The 12741-nt window shown below is 66.9% G+C and carries 14 protein-coding genes; 8 read left to right on the forward strand and 6 right to left on the reverse strand.

Translation table 11 applies throughout. The features are described 5' to 3' along the window. The first annotated feature begins 19 nt into the window (after positions 1-19). Together J2739_RS11205 and J2739_RS11210 are read left to right on the forward strand one after the other, a co-directional pair. Entirely contained in the window at positions 20-1039 is a 1020-nt protein-coding gene (locus tag J2739_RS11205; protein ID WP_309901523.1) for a TRAP transporter substrate-binding protein, read from the forward strand. A 17-nt stretch (positions 1040-1056) separates the two neighbouring features. After that, positions 1057-2925: a TRAP transporter large permease gene (locus J2739_RS11210; RefSeq protein ID WP_309901525.1), complete on the forward strand. Its 1869-nt coding sequence runs from the start codon at positions 1057-1059 to the stop codon at positions 2923-2925. Positions 2926-3033: 108 nt separating this feature from the next. On the opposite strand, the gene J2739_RS11215 is transcribed toward J2739_RS11210, so the two are convergent. Next, positions 3034-3504 carry an NUDIX hydrolase gene (locus tag J2739_RS11215; RefSeq protein WP_309901527.1) on the reverse strand — a complete coding sequence of 157 codons (471 nt, stop codon included), beginning with the start codon at positions 3502-3504 and terminating at the stop codon, positions 3034-3036. A 113-nt stretch (positions 3505-3617) separates the two neighbouring features. Beyond that, positions 3618-3887 (reverse strand): GlsB/YeaQ/YmgE family stress response membrane protein, encoded by a 270-nt coding sequence (locus J2739_RS11220; RefSeq protein ID WP_309901529.1) that lies wholly within the window; start codon positions 3885-3887, stop codon positions 3618-3620. 253 nt (positions 3888-4140) lie between these two features. On the opposite strand from J2739_RS11220, the gene J2739_RS11225 reads away from it, so the two are divergent. From J2739_RS11225 to J2739_RS11245, 5 genes are all read left to right on the forward strand, one after another. Beyond that, on the forward strand, positions 4141-4569 hold the full coding sequence (locus tag J2739_RS11225; RefSeq protein ID WP_309901531.1) for a hypothetical protein: 429 nt from the start codon (positions 4141-4143) through the stop codon (positions 4567-4569). 9 nt (positions 4570-4578) lie between these two features. Continuing rightward, a complete protein-coding gene (locus J2739_RS11230; RefSeq protein ID WP_309901533.1) occupies positions 4579-4782 on the forward strand; it encodes a hypothetical protein in 204 nt (67 codons plus the stop codon). A 167-nt stretch (positions 4783-4949) separates the two neighbouring features. After that, on the forward strand, positions 4950-5798 hold the full coding sequence (locus tag J2739_RS11235; RefSeq protein WP_309901535.1) for a YihY/virulence factor BrkB family protein: 849 nt from the start codon (positions 4950-4952) through the stop codon (positions 5796-5798). A gap of 129 nt (positions 5799-5927) precedes the next feature. Further along, on the forward strand, positions 5928-6383 hold the full coding sequence (locus tag J2739_RS11240) for a carboxymuconolactone decarboxylase family protein (RefSeq protein WP_309901537.1): 456 nt from the start codon (positions 5928-5930) through the stop codon (positions 6381-6383). 12 nt (positions 6384-6395) lie between these two features. Further along, positions 6396-7610: an MFS transporter gene (locus J2739_RS11245; protein WP_309901539.1), complete on the forward strand. Its 1215-nt coding sequence runs from the start codon at positions 6396-6398 to the stop codon at positions 7608-7610. Between the two features lie 38 nt (positions 7611-7648). Here J2739_RS11245 and J2739_RS11250 read toward each other — a convergent pair whose 3' ends face one another. After that, positions 7649-8005, reverse strand: coding sequence for a cupin domain-containing protein (locus J2739_RS11250; protein WP_309901541.1), 357 nt, complete (start codon positions 8003-8005; stop codon positions 7649-7651). 40 nt (positions 8006-8045) lie between these two features. On the opposite strand from J2739_RS11250, the gene J2739_RS11255 reads away from it, so the two are divergent. Further along, positions 8046-8687, forward strand: coding sequence for a carboxylesterase family protein (locus J2739_RS11255; RefSeq protein WP_309901543.1), 642 nt, complete (start codon positions 8046-8048; stop codon positions 8685-8687). Between the two features lie 10 nt (positions 8688-8697). On the opposite strand, the gene fba is transcribed toward J2739_RS11255, so the two are convergent. The 3 genes from fba to J2739_RS11270 form a co-directional block, all read right to left on the reverse strand. Further along, positions 8698-9726, reverse strand: a complete 1029-nt coding sequence (gene fba / locus J2739_RS11260; RefSeq protein ID WP_309901546.1) for a class II fructose-bisphosphate aldolase — start codon at positions 9724-9726, stop codon at positions 8698-8700. A gap of 62 nt (positions 9727-9788) precedes the next feature. Next, entirely contained in the window at positions 9789-11825 is a 2037-nt protein-coding gene (tkt, locus tag J2739_RS11265) for a transketolase (RefSeq protein WP_309901548.1), read from the reverse strand. Positions 11826-11835: 10 nt separating this feature from the next. Then, entirely contained in the window at positions 11836-12714 is an 879-nt protein-coding gene (locus J2739_RS11270) for a phosphoribulokinase (protein ID WP_309901550.1), read from the reverse strand. Positions 12715-12741: the final 27 nt, after the last annotated feature.

Genomic DNA, 12741 nt, shown 5'->3' on the forward strand with positions numbered 1-12741 from the left:
GACCCAACGGAGACCCACCATGATCTTTCAGCCCACCCGCCGCCAGTTCGCCGCCACACTCGCCGGCGCCGGCGTTGCCGCCACCCTGCCCACCCGTTTCGCATTTGCGCAAAGCGAGATCAAGCTCAAGTACGGGACGGCCTTCCCGGCCGATCATCCGGGAACGCTGCGCATCAAGGAAGCCGCCGAAGCCATCCGCAAGGACACCGGGGGCAAGGTCGACCTGCAGGTGTACCCCACCAGCCAGCTCGGCAGCGAGCCCGACATGATTTCGCAGACCCGTGCCGGCGCCATCGACTTCATGTCCACGGCGGGCACGAACCTGCAGACCCTGGTGCCGACCGCCGGCATCAACGGCGTTGCGTTCGCATTCAAGGACTACGACACCGTCTGGGCTGCCATGGACGGCGAACTCGGCGCGTACGTGCGCGCGGCGCTGAGCAAGGTCAACCTCTACGCCTTCGACAAGGTGCTCGACAACGGCTATCGCAACATCACGTCGGCCAGCAAGGCCGTCAACTCGCCGGACGATCTCAAGGGCTTCAAGATCCGCGTGCCCGGCATTCCGCTCTGGATCTCGATGTTCAAGGCGCTGGGCGCGTCGCCCACGGCCATTCCGTTCGGGGAGCTGTACTCGTCGCTGCAGACCAAGGTGGTCGATGGCCAGGAGAACCCGCTGGCCCTCATCCAGAGTGCCAAGCTGTATGAAGTTCAGAAGTTCTGCTCGCTCACCGCTCACACCTGGGACGGCCACTTCATCTTCGGCAACGGCAAGAAGTACCAGGCGCTGCCCAAGGAAGTGCAGGAGGCCTTGAACAAGCACTTCAATGCCGCGGCACTCAAGGAACGCGAAGACATCGCCAAGCTCAACGCCGACGCGCAGGCCCAGCTCACCAAGCTCGGCATTGTCTTCAACAAGCCCAACCCGGCGCCCTTCCGCGACCTGCTCAAGAGCGCTGGCTTCTATACCGAATGGAAGGCCAAGTACGGTGAGGAGGTCTGGGCCAGGCTCGAGAAGTACTCGGGCAAGCTGGCCTGAACGATCAGGGCCGCGCCATGGAATCGCTCGTCGACCCGATCCAAACGATGCCGACCGCCCGATCGCCCGCGGGGCGGTGGATCGACCGCTCGCTGGCCTGGATCACGGAAGTGCCGGCCGCCGCCATCGTGGTGGCGGAGATCTTCATCCTCGGCGGCGGAGCCTTTGCGCGCTACGCCCTGCACGAGCCGCTGACCTGGACCGACGAGCTGGCGAGCATCCTGTTCCTCTGGCTGGCCATGCTCGGCGCCTGCATCGCCTTGCGGCGCACGGCGCACATGCACCTGACAACGTTCGTGAAAGGCATGGCACCGGATCGGCGCGCATGGATCGATGCGCTCGGCATGTGCCTGGTGGTCGCTTTCCTGGTGATGCTGTGCCCGCCCGCATGGGAGCACTGGCAGGAGGAGATGGCCGTGACCACGCCCGTGCTGGGCATCAGCGAAGGCTGGCGCGCGGGTGCCGTCTGCGCCGGAGCCATCCTCATGCTGGTGACCGCGGTCGCGCGCCTGGTCGACACCGCCAGCTGGAAGCAGATCGCCGTCACGGGTGGCGCCGTGGCCATCGGCGGCGCAGCGCTGTGGATGCTCTCGCCGGTGCTCGCGAACCTGGGCAACCTCAATCTGGTGATCTTCTTCCTGCTGATGCTGGTGGGCTGCATCGTCATCGGAGTGCCGATCGCCTTTGCCTTCGGCCTGGCAACCATGTGCTACCTGAGCTTCTCGACCACGACGCCGATGTCGATCATGCCCAACCGCATGCAGGAAGGCATGTCGCACCTGATCCTCCTGGCGGTGCCGCTGTTCGTGTTCCTGGGATCGCTGATCGAGATGACCGGCCTCGCGCGGGCCATGATCAACTTCCTGGTCAGTCTCATCGGCCACGTGCGTGGCGGGCTTCAGTACGTGCTGCTCGGCGCGATGTACATCGTGTCGGGCATCTCGGGCGCCAAGGCGGCCGACATGGCGGCCGTGGCGCCTGCGCTCTTCCCGGAGATGAAGAAGCGCGGCTCGAAGGATGGCGACCTGATCGGCCTGCTGTCGGCATCGGGTGCGATGTCCGAGACCATTCCGCCGAGCATCGTGCTGATCACCGTCGGCTCCGTCACCGGTGTGTCGATCACCTCCCTTTTCATCGGCGGCCTGATGCCCGCCGTGGTCGGGCTGGTGCTGATGGCGGGGGTCGTCTGGTGGCAGACGCGTCTCGAGGACATGACCGGCGTGACCCGGGCCACCCGCCGCGAAATCGGCAAGCTGCTGCTCGTGTCCTTGCCTGCACTGGCCCTGCCGGTGATCATCCGAACCGCCGTCGTCGAGGGTGTGGCAACGGCGACCGAGGTGTCGACCATCGGCATCTTCTACACGCTGATCGCCGGCATCTTCATCTACCGCCAGTTCGACTGGCGCCGCCTCTATCCGATGCTGCTGGACACGGCATCGCTGTCGGGCGCCATCTTGCTGATCGTCGGCTGCGCGACCGCGATGGCCTGGGCGCTCACCCAATCGGGCTTTGCGCAAGACCTCGTCAAGATCATGACCGCGGTTCCGGGCGGCAAGATGGGTTTCCTGCTGGTGTCGGCATTGGCCTTCGTGGTGCTCGGCAGTCTGCTCGAAGGCATTCCGGCCATCGTGCTGTTCGGCCCCCTGCTCTTCCCGATCGCCAAGCTCGTGGGCGTGAACGAAGTGCACTACGCCATGGTCGTGATCTTCGCGATGGGCCTGGGGCTGTTCGCACCGCCCTTCGGTGTCGGCTTCTATGCGGCCTGCGCCATTGGCCGTGTTTCGCCCGACGTGGCCATGCCGCGCGTGTGGCCGCACATGGCGGCACTCTTTCTCGCCTTGCTGCTGCTGGTGTTCGTGCCGTGGTTCTCGGTCGGATTCCTGTGACTCGGGCCATGACGTCATTCCAGCGCCATTGCCGCACGCGCCGGAACTCCCTCGGGATCAGCTTCCGGTAGCGGCGCTGCAACGGAGCGCGCCCGCGGGCACCGATCATCAATCTGTACGGGCTGTCGCAGATCTCGGAGGCGCCGGGGACAAGCTCTCGAAGCCCGGCAGCGACTGGAGCAGTGCAGTCATCGACTTCGCGGCCAGCGCCGGAATCTCGGCGACGTCGACCCACCTGAACCGGTCCACTTCCGGGATCATCGCGCCTGATTTGCGGTGAGGAAAGAAGCTCGTGCACCTGCAGGCAGCGATGTCACAGTCTCGCGTCAGAAGGTCGACACGGAACAGGTGCAGGTCCTTGCGGGAAAGATAAGGCCATCGCCCGAGCTCCTGCAAAGAATCCGCGGCCAGTTCGATTCCCGTTTCTTCCCGCACTTCGCGGATGGCCGCCTCGCGCGCAGACTCGCCTTCTTCCGCGCCACCCTTCGGGATGTCCCAGTGCTTCTGTCCCGTGGCGTGCGCGAGCAGCAGTTGCCCTTGCTCGTTGAAGATGAGCACCCCATAAGAAACGGTCTTCATGCCCACTGGATTCTCGTTGAAGGAGCCAGACCCGGACGCTGCCTGAAGCGCAGCGTATGGATGGCCAGGCCTCCCGCCGCCGAGCCCGGGTCCGCAGGCTCGGAGTCCGTTGCTCAGCGGACGCGGCCGCGGCGCACCAGGTTGACGATCGCGAGCAGGATCACGGCGCCGATGAGAGATGCCGCCAGCCCGCGGATGCTGAAGTCGTTCTGATTGACCGTCCCGGCCCCAAGGAGCGGCGCCACGAACCAGCCGCCCAGCATCGATCCGATGATCCCGACCACGACGTTGAGGAACATGCCCTGCTGAGCATCGGTCCTCATGATCATGCTGGCGACCCAGCCGATCAGTCCGCCCACGACAAGCCAGATGATGAGATTCATGACGTGCTCCTTGGTTGAGATGGCTCAGAGTGGTGCGAGCGGCAAGGCGCCCGTATAGGACAACACCTCCAGTGGAGCGAGGTAAATACGGCGATGCCGACACTGGCCAAATGCCGGCTCGCGCGAGTCGCGGACTACATCGAATCGGCCCCTCGGCTGATCAACCCGCAGGGCGGCAGGAACGACACCTGTCTGGGTTGCGCGATGGCAACCCGAAGTCAGCCCTCTGCCCAATTTCTTCAACGGAGACACCATGGAAACGAACGCATCCAACTCGAGGCCCACCGAGGATCAGACAGACGCCGGCGGGTCCATCGGCGTCGCCGCGGAGGGTACCCCGGCGGCCGGGCCGTCCACCCAGCTCGGCCAGGCCAACACCGGCGATCCGGCGTCGACGCGCAGGAGCACGGAGGACGGCGACAGCGCCGGTGCTGCCGAGGGCTATTTGCAGGAAGCAAAGGCCAAGGCCGCTGGCGCAGCCCAGGCAGCCAAGACCTACGCCAAGGACGCAGTCAACGCTGCCGGCCAGAAAATCGAAAGCATGAAAGGCCAGGCTTCCGAGCTGCGAGAGCGAAGCACGGCGTACGTGAGCGAGGAGCCGTGGAAGGCGGTCGTCTACGCCGCGGCCGGAAGCGCAGTGCTCACCGCGCTGCTGCTGCTCTTCATGCGCGGGCGCCGCTAGCGAGCGACGATGGCGACGACCACCAAGCCGCCGCGCGGCCCACAGGGGGACGGCAAGCGCGCCTCGCGCTGGCTTGCGATCGTCATCGCCCTTTTCATCCTCGGCTGCATCGCCTTCAACCTGCTGTGGGGCCACATCCGTGCGGCAAGCGCAGACATCGCGCCATGGCCTGGGCAGAGCGGGCCGGCCTCGCAGCAACGATCCGTCGCCTAGCGAAGATGTGCAGGACGTCCGGCGCGCCGGCCGATGACCCTGGCGCCGATCCGGCGCCGCCGTCCCCGCTGCGCGTGCAATGACCAGCGCGCCCGCCCATGAGCCGCCTCGGAAATGCCTGGCGCCGCGTCCGACGGGATGCGATGGCGGCGCCAGGCTTGCGCGTCTTGCTGCTGGCCATCCGCAACTACGTCTTGCACCAGAGCGCGAATCAGGCCGGTAGCCTGGCGTTCTCCTCGGTGCTGGCGATGTTTCCACTGTTGATCCTGCTCTCCGCCGGCGCGGGCTTCGTCGGGCAACCCGGCGATGCGGCTGCACTGGCGGGCCGCGTGATGGGCTACGCGCCTCAGGCGGTGCGCGACGCATTGCAGCCGGTCGTCGACCAGGTGCTGGCGCAGCGAAACCAGGCGCTGCTCGCGATCGGCGTGATGGCGACGCTGTGGACCGCTTCTTCGGGCATACAGGCCGTGCGCACAGCGCTGAACCGTTCGTACGGCGTCGATCGGGGCCTGCCGTTCTGGAAGGCGCGCATGAAGGTCGTGCTGTTCACGTTGATCGCGGGCACCGGCATCTTTGCCACCTTCAGTTCGGTGATCATCATGCCGTACCTGTGGCAGTTCCTGGAGATCAGCCTGGGCGAGGGTCAAGAGGCGCCCTGGCTACGCAACACCGTCCGCTACGGCAGCGCATTTCTGGTGCTCACCGCGCTGTACGCGATGCTGTACGGCTGGTTGCCCGATGTGCGGCAGCGGGTGCGCACGGTAATGCCCGGCGCCCTGGTCGGGGCGGCCCTGTGGGTGGCGGCGGCCGCCACGCTGTCATACACCCTGCGCACCGCCGGCAAGCTGGCCCTCGTCTACGGCAGCTTTGCGGGGGTCGTCGCGACCTTGGTCTTCCTCTACATCAGTGCGACCACACTGATCTTCGGCGCCGAAGTCAACGCGGTGCTGCGCCCGAAGGTCCCACCGGCGACGCCTCCGCCGCCACCGGGCGTTCAGCAGGACCCGCTTGGCTGAACGCCGTCCTGCGACGGCGGAGCGCCCCGCAGTGAATTGAACGCCGTGCATTGTGCGAGTGCAGCTTTATCAGTTCCGCCGAGGTGACTTCCCCTGCATGATTGCATCCCAATCATTCAGGAGTGAAAGATGAGCAAGCGTCTCGACTACAACGAGATCGCACCGGTCGGCATGAAGGCGCTGGGCGGGGTCTATGGCTATGTCATGCAGAGCAGCCTTTCGCCTGTTCTCGTCGATCTGGTCTACCTGCGCGTTTCACAGATCAACAACTGCGCCTACTGCCTGGACATGCACACGCACGACCTGCTGAAGAAAGGGCAGAAGATCGAGAAGCTTGCGTTGGTGCAGGCATGGGCAGAAGCCGGACCGCTCTTCGACGAGCGCGAGCGTGCGGCCCTGGCGTGGGCCGAATCCGTCACGCGCGTGGCCGAAACCGGCGTGCCCGAACAGGCCTACCAAGCCGCGCGAACGGTGTTCGACGAACGCGAACTCGTCGACCTCACCATCGCGATCGGCCTGATGAACACCTACAACCGCATCGCCATCAGCTTCCGGAACACGCCGCAAGCTGCGCTGGCGCTCTGAGAGATCATCCCGATGGACCGTCGACTGCTCATGCTCGCGCTCGGGATGTTCGCGATAGGGACGGACAACTTCGTCGTCGCCGGCATCCTTCCCGGCGTCGCTGAATCGCTCCACACCTCCGTCAGCCTCGCCGGCCAGATGGTCACCGTGTACGCGCTTTCCTATGCCGTGATGGCGCCGGTCATGGCGGCCGTGGCCGGCAGCTGGCCGCGCAAGCTTCTGCTGGTTTCCGCGCTCGGCATCTTTGTCGTCGGCAACGTCGTCAGCGCCTTGGCGACCGACCTGAACACGGTCCTCCTCAGCCGCGCGCTCGCCGGTCTTGGCGCTGCGATGTTCGCGCCGACGGCCTTGGGAGTGGCCGCGCTGCTCGCCGATCCGGCAAGGCGAGGACGCGCCCTTTCCACCGTGACCGCGGGCCTGGCCGCCGCAACGGCACTGGGAGCACCACTCGGTACCTTCATCGGCGGTTTCGGCGGCTGGAGGAGCACGCTCTGGTTCGTCGCGGCCCTGGGGCTCGTCTCGATGATCGGCGTGTGGACGATGCTGCGATCCGTTCCTCAGCCTGCAAGCTTCACGCTCCGGGAGCGGGTGGCGCCGGTCCGCGACATCCGCATTGCGCTGACGCTCCTCACGTCGATGTTCGCCTTCGGCGGGTTCCTGATGGTCTATACCTATGCCGGCCTGGTGCTGCGTGGCGTGACCGGCGGCGATGAACGAATCCTCGCCGGCATGCTTCTGGTCTGGGGTGTCGCCGCGACGGCAGGAACCGTGGTGGCCGGCCGCCTGGTCGATCGCTTCGACAGCCGCAGCATCGTCAATGCGGCGCTGGGCGTGGCCATCCTCAATTTCTGCGCCCTGCCCTGGACATCCGTTCACCTGGCCAGCGCCACCATCGCACTGACGATCTGGGGGCTGATCGGCTGGGGACTGATCGTGCCTCAACAGCACCGGCTGGTGAGGATCGCTCCCCAGGTGGCGCCCTTGGTGCTCGCTCTCAACAACACGGCGACCTACACCGGTCTTGCCTGCTCCGGCGTGCTCGGAGGCCTGGTGCTTCTGTTCGTCGATGCAAGATACCTGAGCCTCGTCGGCGCCTTACTCATCGCGATCGCCCTTGTGCTCGCCGCGATGACGCCCGAATCGTCCGGCAGGCGGTCCGTGCAGCGCGAAGGCCGCCAACCGGCGTCGCCACTCGGGTCCCGACAGTCAAGAGCCCGCCACCCCTGATCGGTTCGACCGCGGTGCCTCGGCATGCCCTGCGTTGTTCAGGCCATGACCCACACCTTGCGCACGGTTTCAAGCGTGCGCCAGGTGCCGGTGTAACCGGGCTTCATGATGAAGCAGTCGCCGGCCTTGTAGGTGACGGGGCTGTGTCCGTCTTCCGTGATCTCGACCAGGCCCGACAGGATCAGGCAGAACTCCCAGGTCTCGCCCTTGATGGAGCGGTTGACGCCGGGGGTCGACTCCCACACGCCGGCGCGCACCTTGCCGTCCTTGGAATCGTCGACGTCCCAGTTGCGGCACACGATGTCGCCTTCGATGACGCGTTCGGCCGGCGGCCTGTATTCGCGCGCTTCGCCGAGTTGGTCGAGGTTGAACGTGACGAGCAGATTGTTTGCCATGAAAAAGTCTTGGAGTGGAACAAGGGAGCCTCATGCTAAGTTGGAGCACTCCCATGCCGGTGCCGAAGTCGATGCCGAAAACGGTGGCAAATGCGCGATTGGCGACTCGCCGCAGTGCGATCTGCCTGCCTCATCAAGCGTCCCCCGATCACTCGTGCGCAAACGTATCATTGCAGCGGTGCAACGCTGCATGCTGCCGCGGCCCTTACGGACAGACGCCGCGCTGCGCTGGCTGCAAGCCAACATCGCGGCATTCGGTGGCGACCCCTCCCGCGTGTGCGTGGTCGGGCAATCGGGCGGCGCGATGCACGCGGCCATGCTGGCGCAGAACCCAGCCTATCGCCGCACCTTCCAGAAAGCCGTGTTGCTCAGCCCATCTTCGCTGGTGCCGCCGCCTTGCGCGGACATTCCGTTCTTGTTCGGCACGAACGGGCTCGACGATTACCGCGACGAGGTGGGATCAGGCGCTGACGAAACGAGCCTGGCGAACCAGTTCGCCAGCGCGACCGTGTCGTTCGCAGGCGATGCGCAGCCGAAGCTGGCGAGCGGCGCCGCCTGGCCGGTCGCCGGGCACCGCCACGTCGCTGCGCTGGGGCGAGAGCTCGGGATGCCGTGCTGGGTACAGTCCCGAAGCTGGGCCAGATGGCCGTGTGGGATGCGATCCTGGGCTATTGACCGGTGACCGAGGCCGCTCATTCCCCTGCGATCGCCACCGATTGCCTCGCCATGCGGGTCCCCATGCCGGCGCTGCCGAAGGCCTCGAAGCGATCGACGCAGAGATCGCGGGCGGCTGCGGTCGCCTCCTTCAAGAACTTGCGGGGATCGAACTCGCCGCGATCGCGGCCCATGGCGCGGCGCATCGCGCCCGTCATGGCCAGCCGGATGTCGGTGTCGATGTTGATCTTGCGCACGCCGTGCCGAATGCCCTCCTGGATCTCCTCGACCGGCACGCCATAGGTCTCCTTGATCTCGCCGCCGAATTCGCGAATCACCGCCAGCCATTCCTGCGGCACCGAGGAAGAGCCGTGCATCACCAGGTGCGTCTGCGGAATGCGCGCATGGATGTCCTTGATGCGGTCGATCGCCAGGATGTCGCCGGTCGGCTTGCGGCTGAACTTGTAGGCGCCGTGCGAGGTGCCGATGGCGATTGCGAGGGCATCGACGCCGGTGCTCGCAACGAAGTCCGCCGCCTGCTGCGGATCGGTCAGCAGCTGGTCGTGCGAGAGCAGGCCCTCGGCGCCGCTGCCGTCTTCCTCGCCGGCCATGCCGGACTCCAGCGACCCGAGGCAGCCCAGCTCGCCTTCGACCGAGACGCCCACCGCGTGCGCCATCTCCACCACCCGGCGCGTCACGTCGACGTTGTAGTCGTAGCTGGCCGGCGTCCGGGCGTCTTCCATCAGCGAGCCATCCATCATGACGCTGGTGAAGCCCGAGCGGATGGCCTGCATGCACATCGACGGACTGGCGCCGTGGTCCTGGTGCATCACCACAGGAATCTCGGGGTACATCTCCACCGCGGCCTCGACCATCTTGCGCAGGAAGGCCTCGCCCGCATACTTGCGCGCGCCGGCCGAGGCCTGCAGGATGACCGGGCTGTCGGTCTTCCTGGCGGCCTGCATGATGGCCTGGATCTGCTCCAGGTTGTTGACGTTGAAGGCGGGCACGCCATACCGATGCTCGGCGGCGTGGTCCAGCAATCGGCGCAGTGAAATCATGGCCATGTCAGGCTCCAGTGGGGGTGGGACGGAAACGGGAACGCAGCGTCAGCGCGGGTCGTCGAGCCTCATGCGGGCTCCTTCGCGCCGGCGCGCGTGGCGCCCGCGAGCAGGCGGCGGGCGCGCTCGGCCACCGCCTCGGCCGTGATTCCGAAGAGCCGGAACAGCTCGCCGGCCGGCGCCGACTCGCCGAAGCCGTCGAGCCCGACCACGTCGCCGTGCTCCCCGACGAGCTTCCACCAGAGGCCGGTGCTCCCGGCCTCCACCGCCAGCCGCGGCAGATGGCGCGGAATGACCGCATGGCGCCAATCCGCGCTCTGGCGTTCGAACACGTCGAGGCAGGGCACCGACACGACGCGAGCCGCGATGCCGTCCTCCGCCAGCATCGCCGCGGCGACCAGTGCGACACCGACCTCCGAGCCGCTCGCCAGCAGGGCCACGCTTTCTGCTTCCGGACGCTGCAGCACATAGGCGCCCCGCGCGATAGCTTCGATGCGCTCGCCCCCGCCGGCGTGCGGCAAGGCCTGGCGCGACAGCAGCAGGCAGCTCGGCCCGTCCGTGCGGCGCAGCGCCTGCCGCCATGCCACGGCCGTTTCGGTGGCATCGGCAGGACGCCACACATCCACGTTCGGAATCAGGCGCAGGCTGGACGCATGCTCCACCGGCTGGTGCGTCGGGCCGTCTTCGCCGAGGCCGATCGAATCGTGCGTGAAGACGTAGATCACCGGCAGCTTCATCAGCGCCGACATGCGCACGCCGTTGCGCGCGTAGTCGGAGAAGGTCAGGAAGGTGCCGCCGAAGGGGCGCAGTCCGCCGTGCAGCGCCAGGCCGTTCATGACGGCCGCCATGCCGAACTCGCGCACGCCGTAGTGCACGTGGTTGCCCGTGCCTGCTCCCTTGAGCGCGCGGTGCCCTTTCCAGTCGGTGAGGTTCGAGCCGGTGAGGTCGGCCGAGCCGCCGATCAGCTCCGGCATCGCGGGGCCCACTTCGTCGAGCACCTGCTGCGAGGCCTTGCGGGTGGCAACGGCCGCCTGCCGCTGTTGCGCTGCCGCTGCGGCCGACGCCAGCGCCGCCTCGGCTTCTTCAGCGAGCGGTGCGTCGCTGCGGTGACGGCGCAGCAGCTCGCGCGCAAGGGCCGGGTATTCCTGCGCATAGGCATCGAAGCGCGCCTGCCACGCCGCGTGCAGCGCGGCGCCCGACTCACGTGCCGACCAGGCTTGCGCGACCCGCGCCGGCAGCTCGAAGGGCGGCGCACTCCAGCCCAGCGCCTGGCGCGTGAGGGCGATCTCGGCGTCCCCCAGCGCTTCGCCGTGCGCCTTGGCCGTGCCCGCGCGGTTCGGCGAACCCTTGCCGATGCGCGTCTTGCAGCACACCAGCACCGGGCGATCGGCGGTGGTGGCCTGGGCGATGGCGGCGTCCAGAGCCTGCGCGTCGTGGCCGTCGACATCGCGCAGCACGGTCCAGCCGTAGGCTTCGAAGCGCCCCGGCGTGTCGTCGCTGAACCAGCCGCGGACCTCGCCGTCGATGGAAATGCCGTTGTCGTCGTAGAAGGCCACGAGCTTGTTCAGGCGCCAGGTGCCCGCCAGGGAGCAGACCTCGTGGCTGATGCCTTCCATCAGGCAGCCGTCGCCGAGGAAGACATAGGTGCGGTGGTCGATCACCGAATGGCCGGGCCGGTTGAACGCCTCGGCCAGCAGCTTCTCCGCCAGCGCCATGCCGACGGCATTGCCGATGCCCTGCCCCAGCGGGCCGGTGGTGGTCTCGACGCCGGGCGTGACGCCGGTCTCGGGATGCCCCGGCGTGCGCGAATGCAGCTGGCGGAAGCGCCGCAGCTCGTCCATCGGCAGCGCATAACCGCTCAGGTGCAGCAGCGCATACAGCAGCATCGAGCCGTGGCCGTTGGAGACGACGAAGCGGTCGCGGTCGATCCACCGCGGGTCCGCCGGATCGTGCCGCAGGCGATGGCGCCACAAGGCTTCGGCGATGTCGGCCATGCCCATCGGCATGCCGGGGTGGCCGGAGCCGGCGGCCTGCACGGCGTCCATCGCGAGGACGCGGATGGCGTTCGCGCACTGGGCGCGCAAGACGAGGTTTTCGGCTGTCATGGCGTGCTTCCTAGATGGCATAGGCCTTCTTGCGCCGCTCCATGAGGCGCAGGATCATCGGCGTGAAGATCAGCTGCATCGCCAGGTCCATCTTTCCGCCCGGCACCACCACCGTGTTGGCGCGCGACATGAAGGAGTCATGCAGCATGCTCAGCAGGTAGGGGAAGTCGAAGCCGGCCGGGTTGGCGAAGCGGATCACCACCAGGCTTTCGTCCGGCGTCGGAATGGTGCGCGCGATGAACGGGTCGGAGGTATCGACCACCGGCACCCGCTGGAAGTTGATGTGCGTGCGGGTGAACTGCGGACAGATGTAGTGCACGTACTCATTCATGCGCCGCAGGATCACGTCGGTCACGGCCTCAGTGGAGTAGCCGCGGGTGCTCTTGTCGCGGTGCAGCTTCTGGATCCATTCGAGGTTGATCACCGGCACGACGCCGATCAGCAGGTCGACGTGGCGGGCGATGTCGACCTTGTCGGTGGTGACGCCGCCGTGCAGGCCCTCGTAGAACAGGAGCTCGCTGGCCGGCAGGGTTTCCCACGGCGTGAAGGTGCCGGGCTCCTGCGCATAGGGCGCCGCCTCCTGCGCGTCGTGCAGGTACTTGCGGCTTCGCCCGACGCCCGCCTCGCCGTAATCGCGAAAGAGCGCCTCCAGTTCCTCGAACAGGTTGGCGTCCTCGCCGAAGTGGCTGAAGTTCCGGTTGCCGGCGGTTTCGGCTTCGGCCATGGCCACCTTCATGGACGTGCGGTCGTAGCGGTGAAAGCTGTCGCCTTCGACGATCGCCGCGTTGACGCTTTCGCGGCGGAAGATGTTCTCGAAGGTTCGCGTGACGGACGTGGTGCCCGCGCCGGAGGAGCCGGTGATGGCAACGATGGGGTGTTTGGCTGACATGGTGGCCTCGAAGATGAAGGATTCGTG

This window comes from Variovorax soli, from assembly GCF_031454625.1.
GTDB lineage: Bacteria > Pseudomonadota > Gammaproteobacteria > Burkholderiales > Burkholderiaceae_C > Variovorax > Variovorax soli_A.

What these genes read in the sequence shown, in the direction of transcription:
- J2739_RS11205 (WP_309901523.1), top strand. Translation starts at nt 20, where the DNA reads ATGATCTTTCAGCCCACCCGCCGCCAGTTCGCCGCCACACTCGCCGGC.
- J2739_RS11210 (WP_309901525.1), top strand. Translation starts at nt 1,057, where the DNA reads ATGGAATCGCTCGTCGACCCGATCCAAACGATGCCGACCGCCCGATCG.
- J2739_RS11215 (WP_309901527.1), bottom strand. Translation starts at nt 3,504, where the DNA reads ATGAAGACCGTTTCTTATGGGGTGCTCATCTTCAACGAGCAAGGGCAA.
- J2739_RS11220 (WP_309901529.1), bottom strand. Translation starts at nt 3,887, where the DNA reads ATGAATCTCATCATCTGGCTTGTCGTGGGCGGACTGATCGGCTGGGTC.
- J2739_RS11225 (WP_309901531.1), top strand. Translation starts at nt 4,141, where the DNA reads ATGGAAACGAACGCATCCAACTCGAGGCCCACCGAGGATCAGACAGAC.
- J2739_RS11230 (WP_309901533.1), top strand. Translation starts at nt 4,579, where the DNA reads ATGGCGACGACCACCAAGCCGCCGCGCGGCCCACAGGGGGACGGCAAG.
- J2739_RS11240 (WP_309901537.1), top strand. Translation starts at nt 5,928, where the DNA reads ATGAGCAAGCGTCTCGACTACAACGAGATCGCACCGGTCGGCATGAAG.
- J2739_RS11245 (WP_309901539.1), top strand. Translation starts at nt 6,396, where the DNA reads ATGGACCGTCGACTGCTCATGCTCGCGCTCGGGATGTTCGCGATAGGG.
- J2739_RS11250 (WP_309901541.1), bottom strand. Translation starts at nt 8,005, where the DNA reads ATGGCAAACAATCTGCTCGTCACGTTCAACCTCGACCAACTCGGCGAA.
- fba (WP_309901546.1), bottom strand. Translation starts at nt 9,726, where the DNA reads ATGGCCATGATTTCACTGCGCCGATTGCTGGACCACGCCGCCGAGCAT.
- tkt (WP_309901548.1), bottom strand. Translation starts at nt 11,825, where the DNA reads ATGACAGCCGAAAACCTCGTCTTGCGCGCCCAGTGCGCGAACGCCATC.
- J2739_RS11270 (WP_309901550.1), bottom strand. Translation starts at nt 12,714, where the DNA reads ATGTCAGCCAAACACCCCATCGTTGCCATCACCGGCTCCTCCGGCGCG.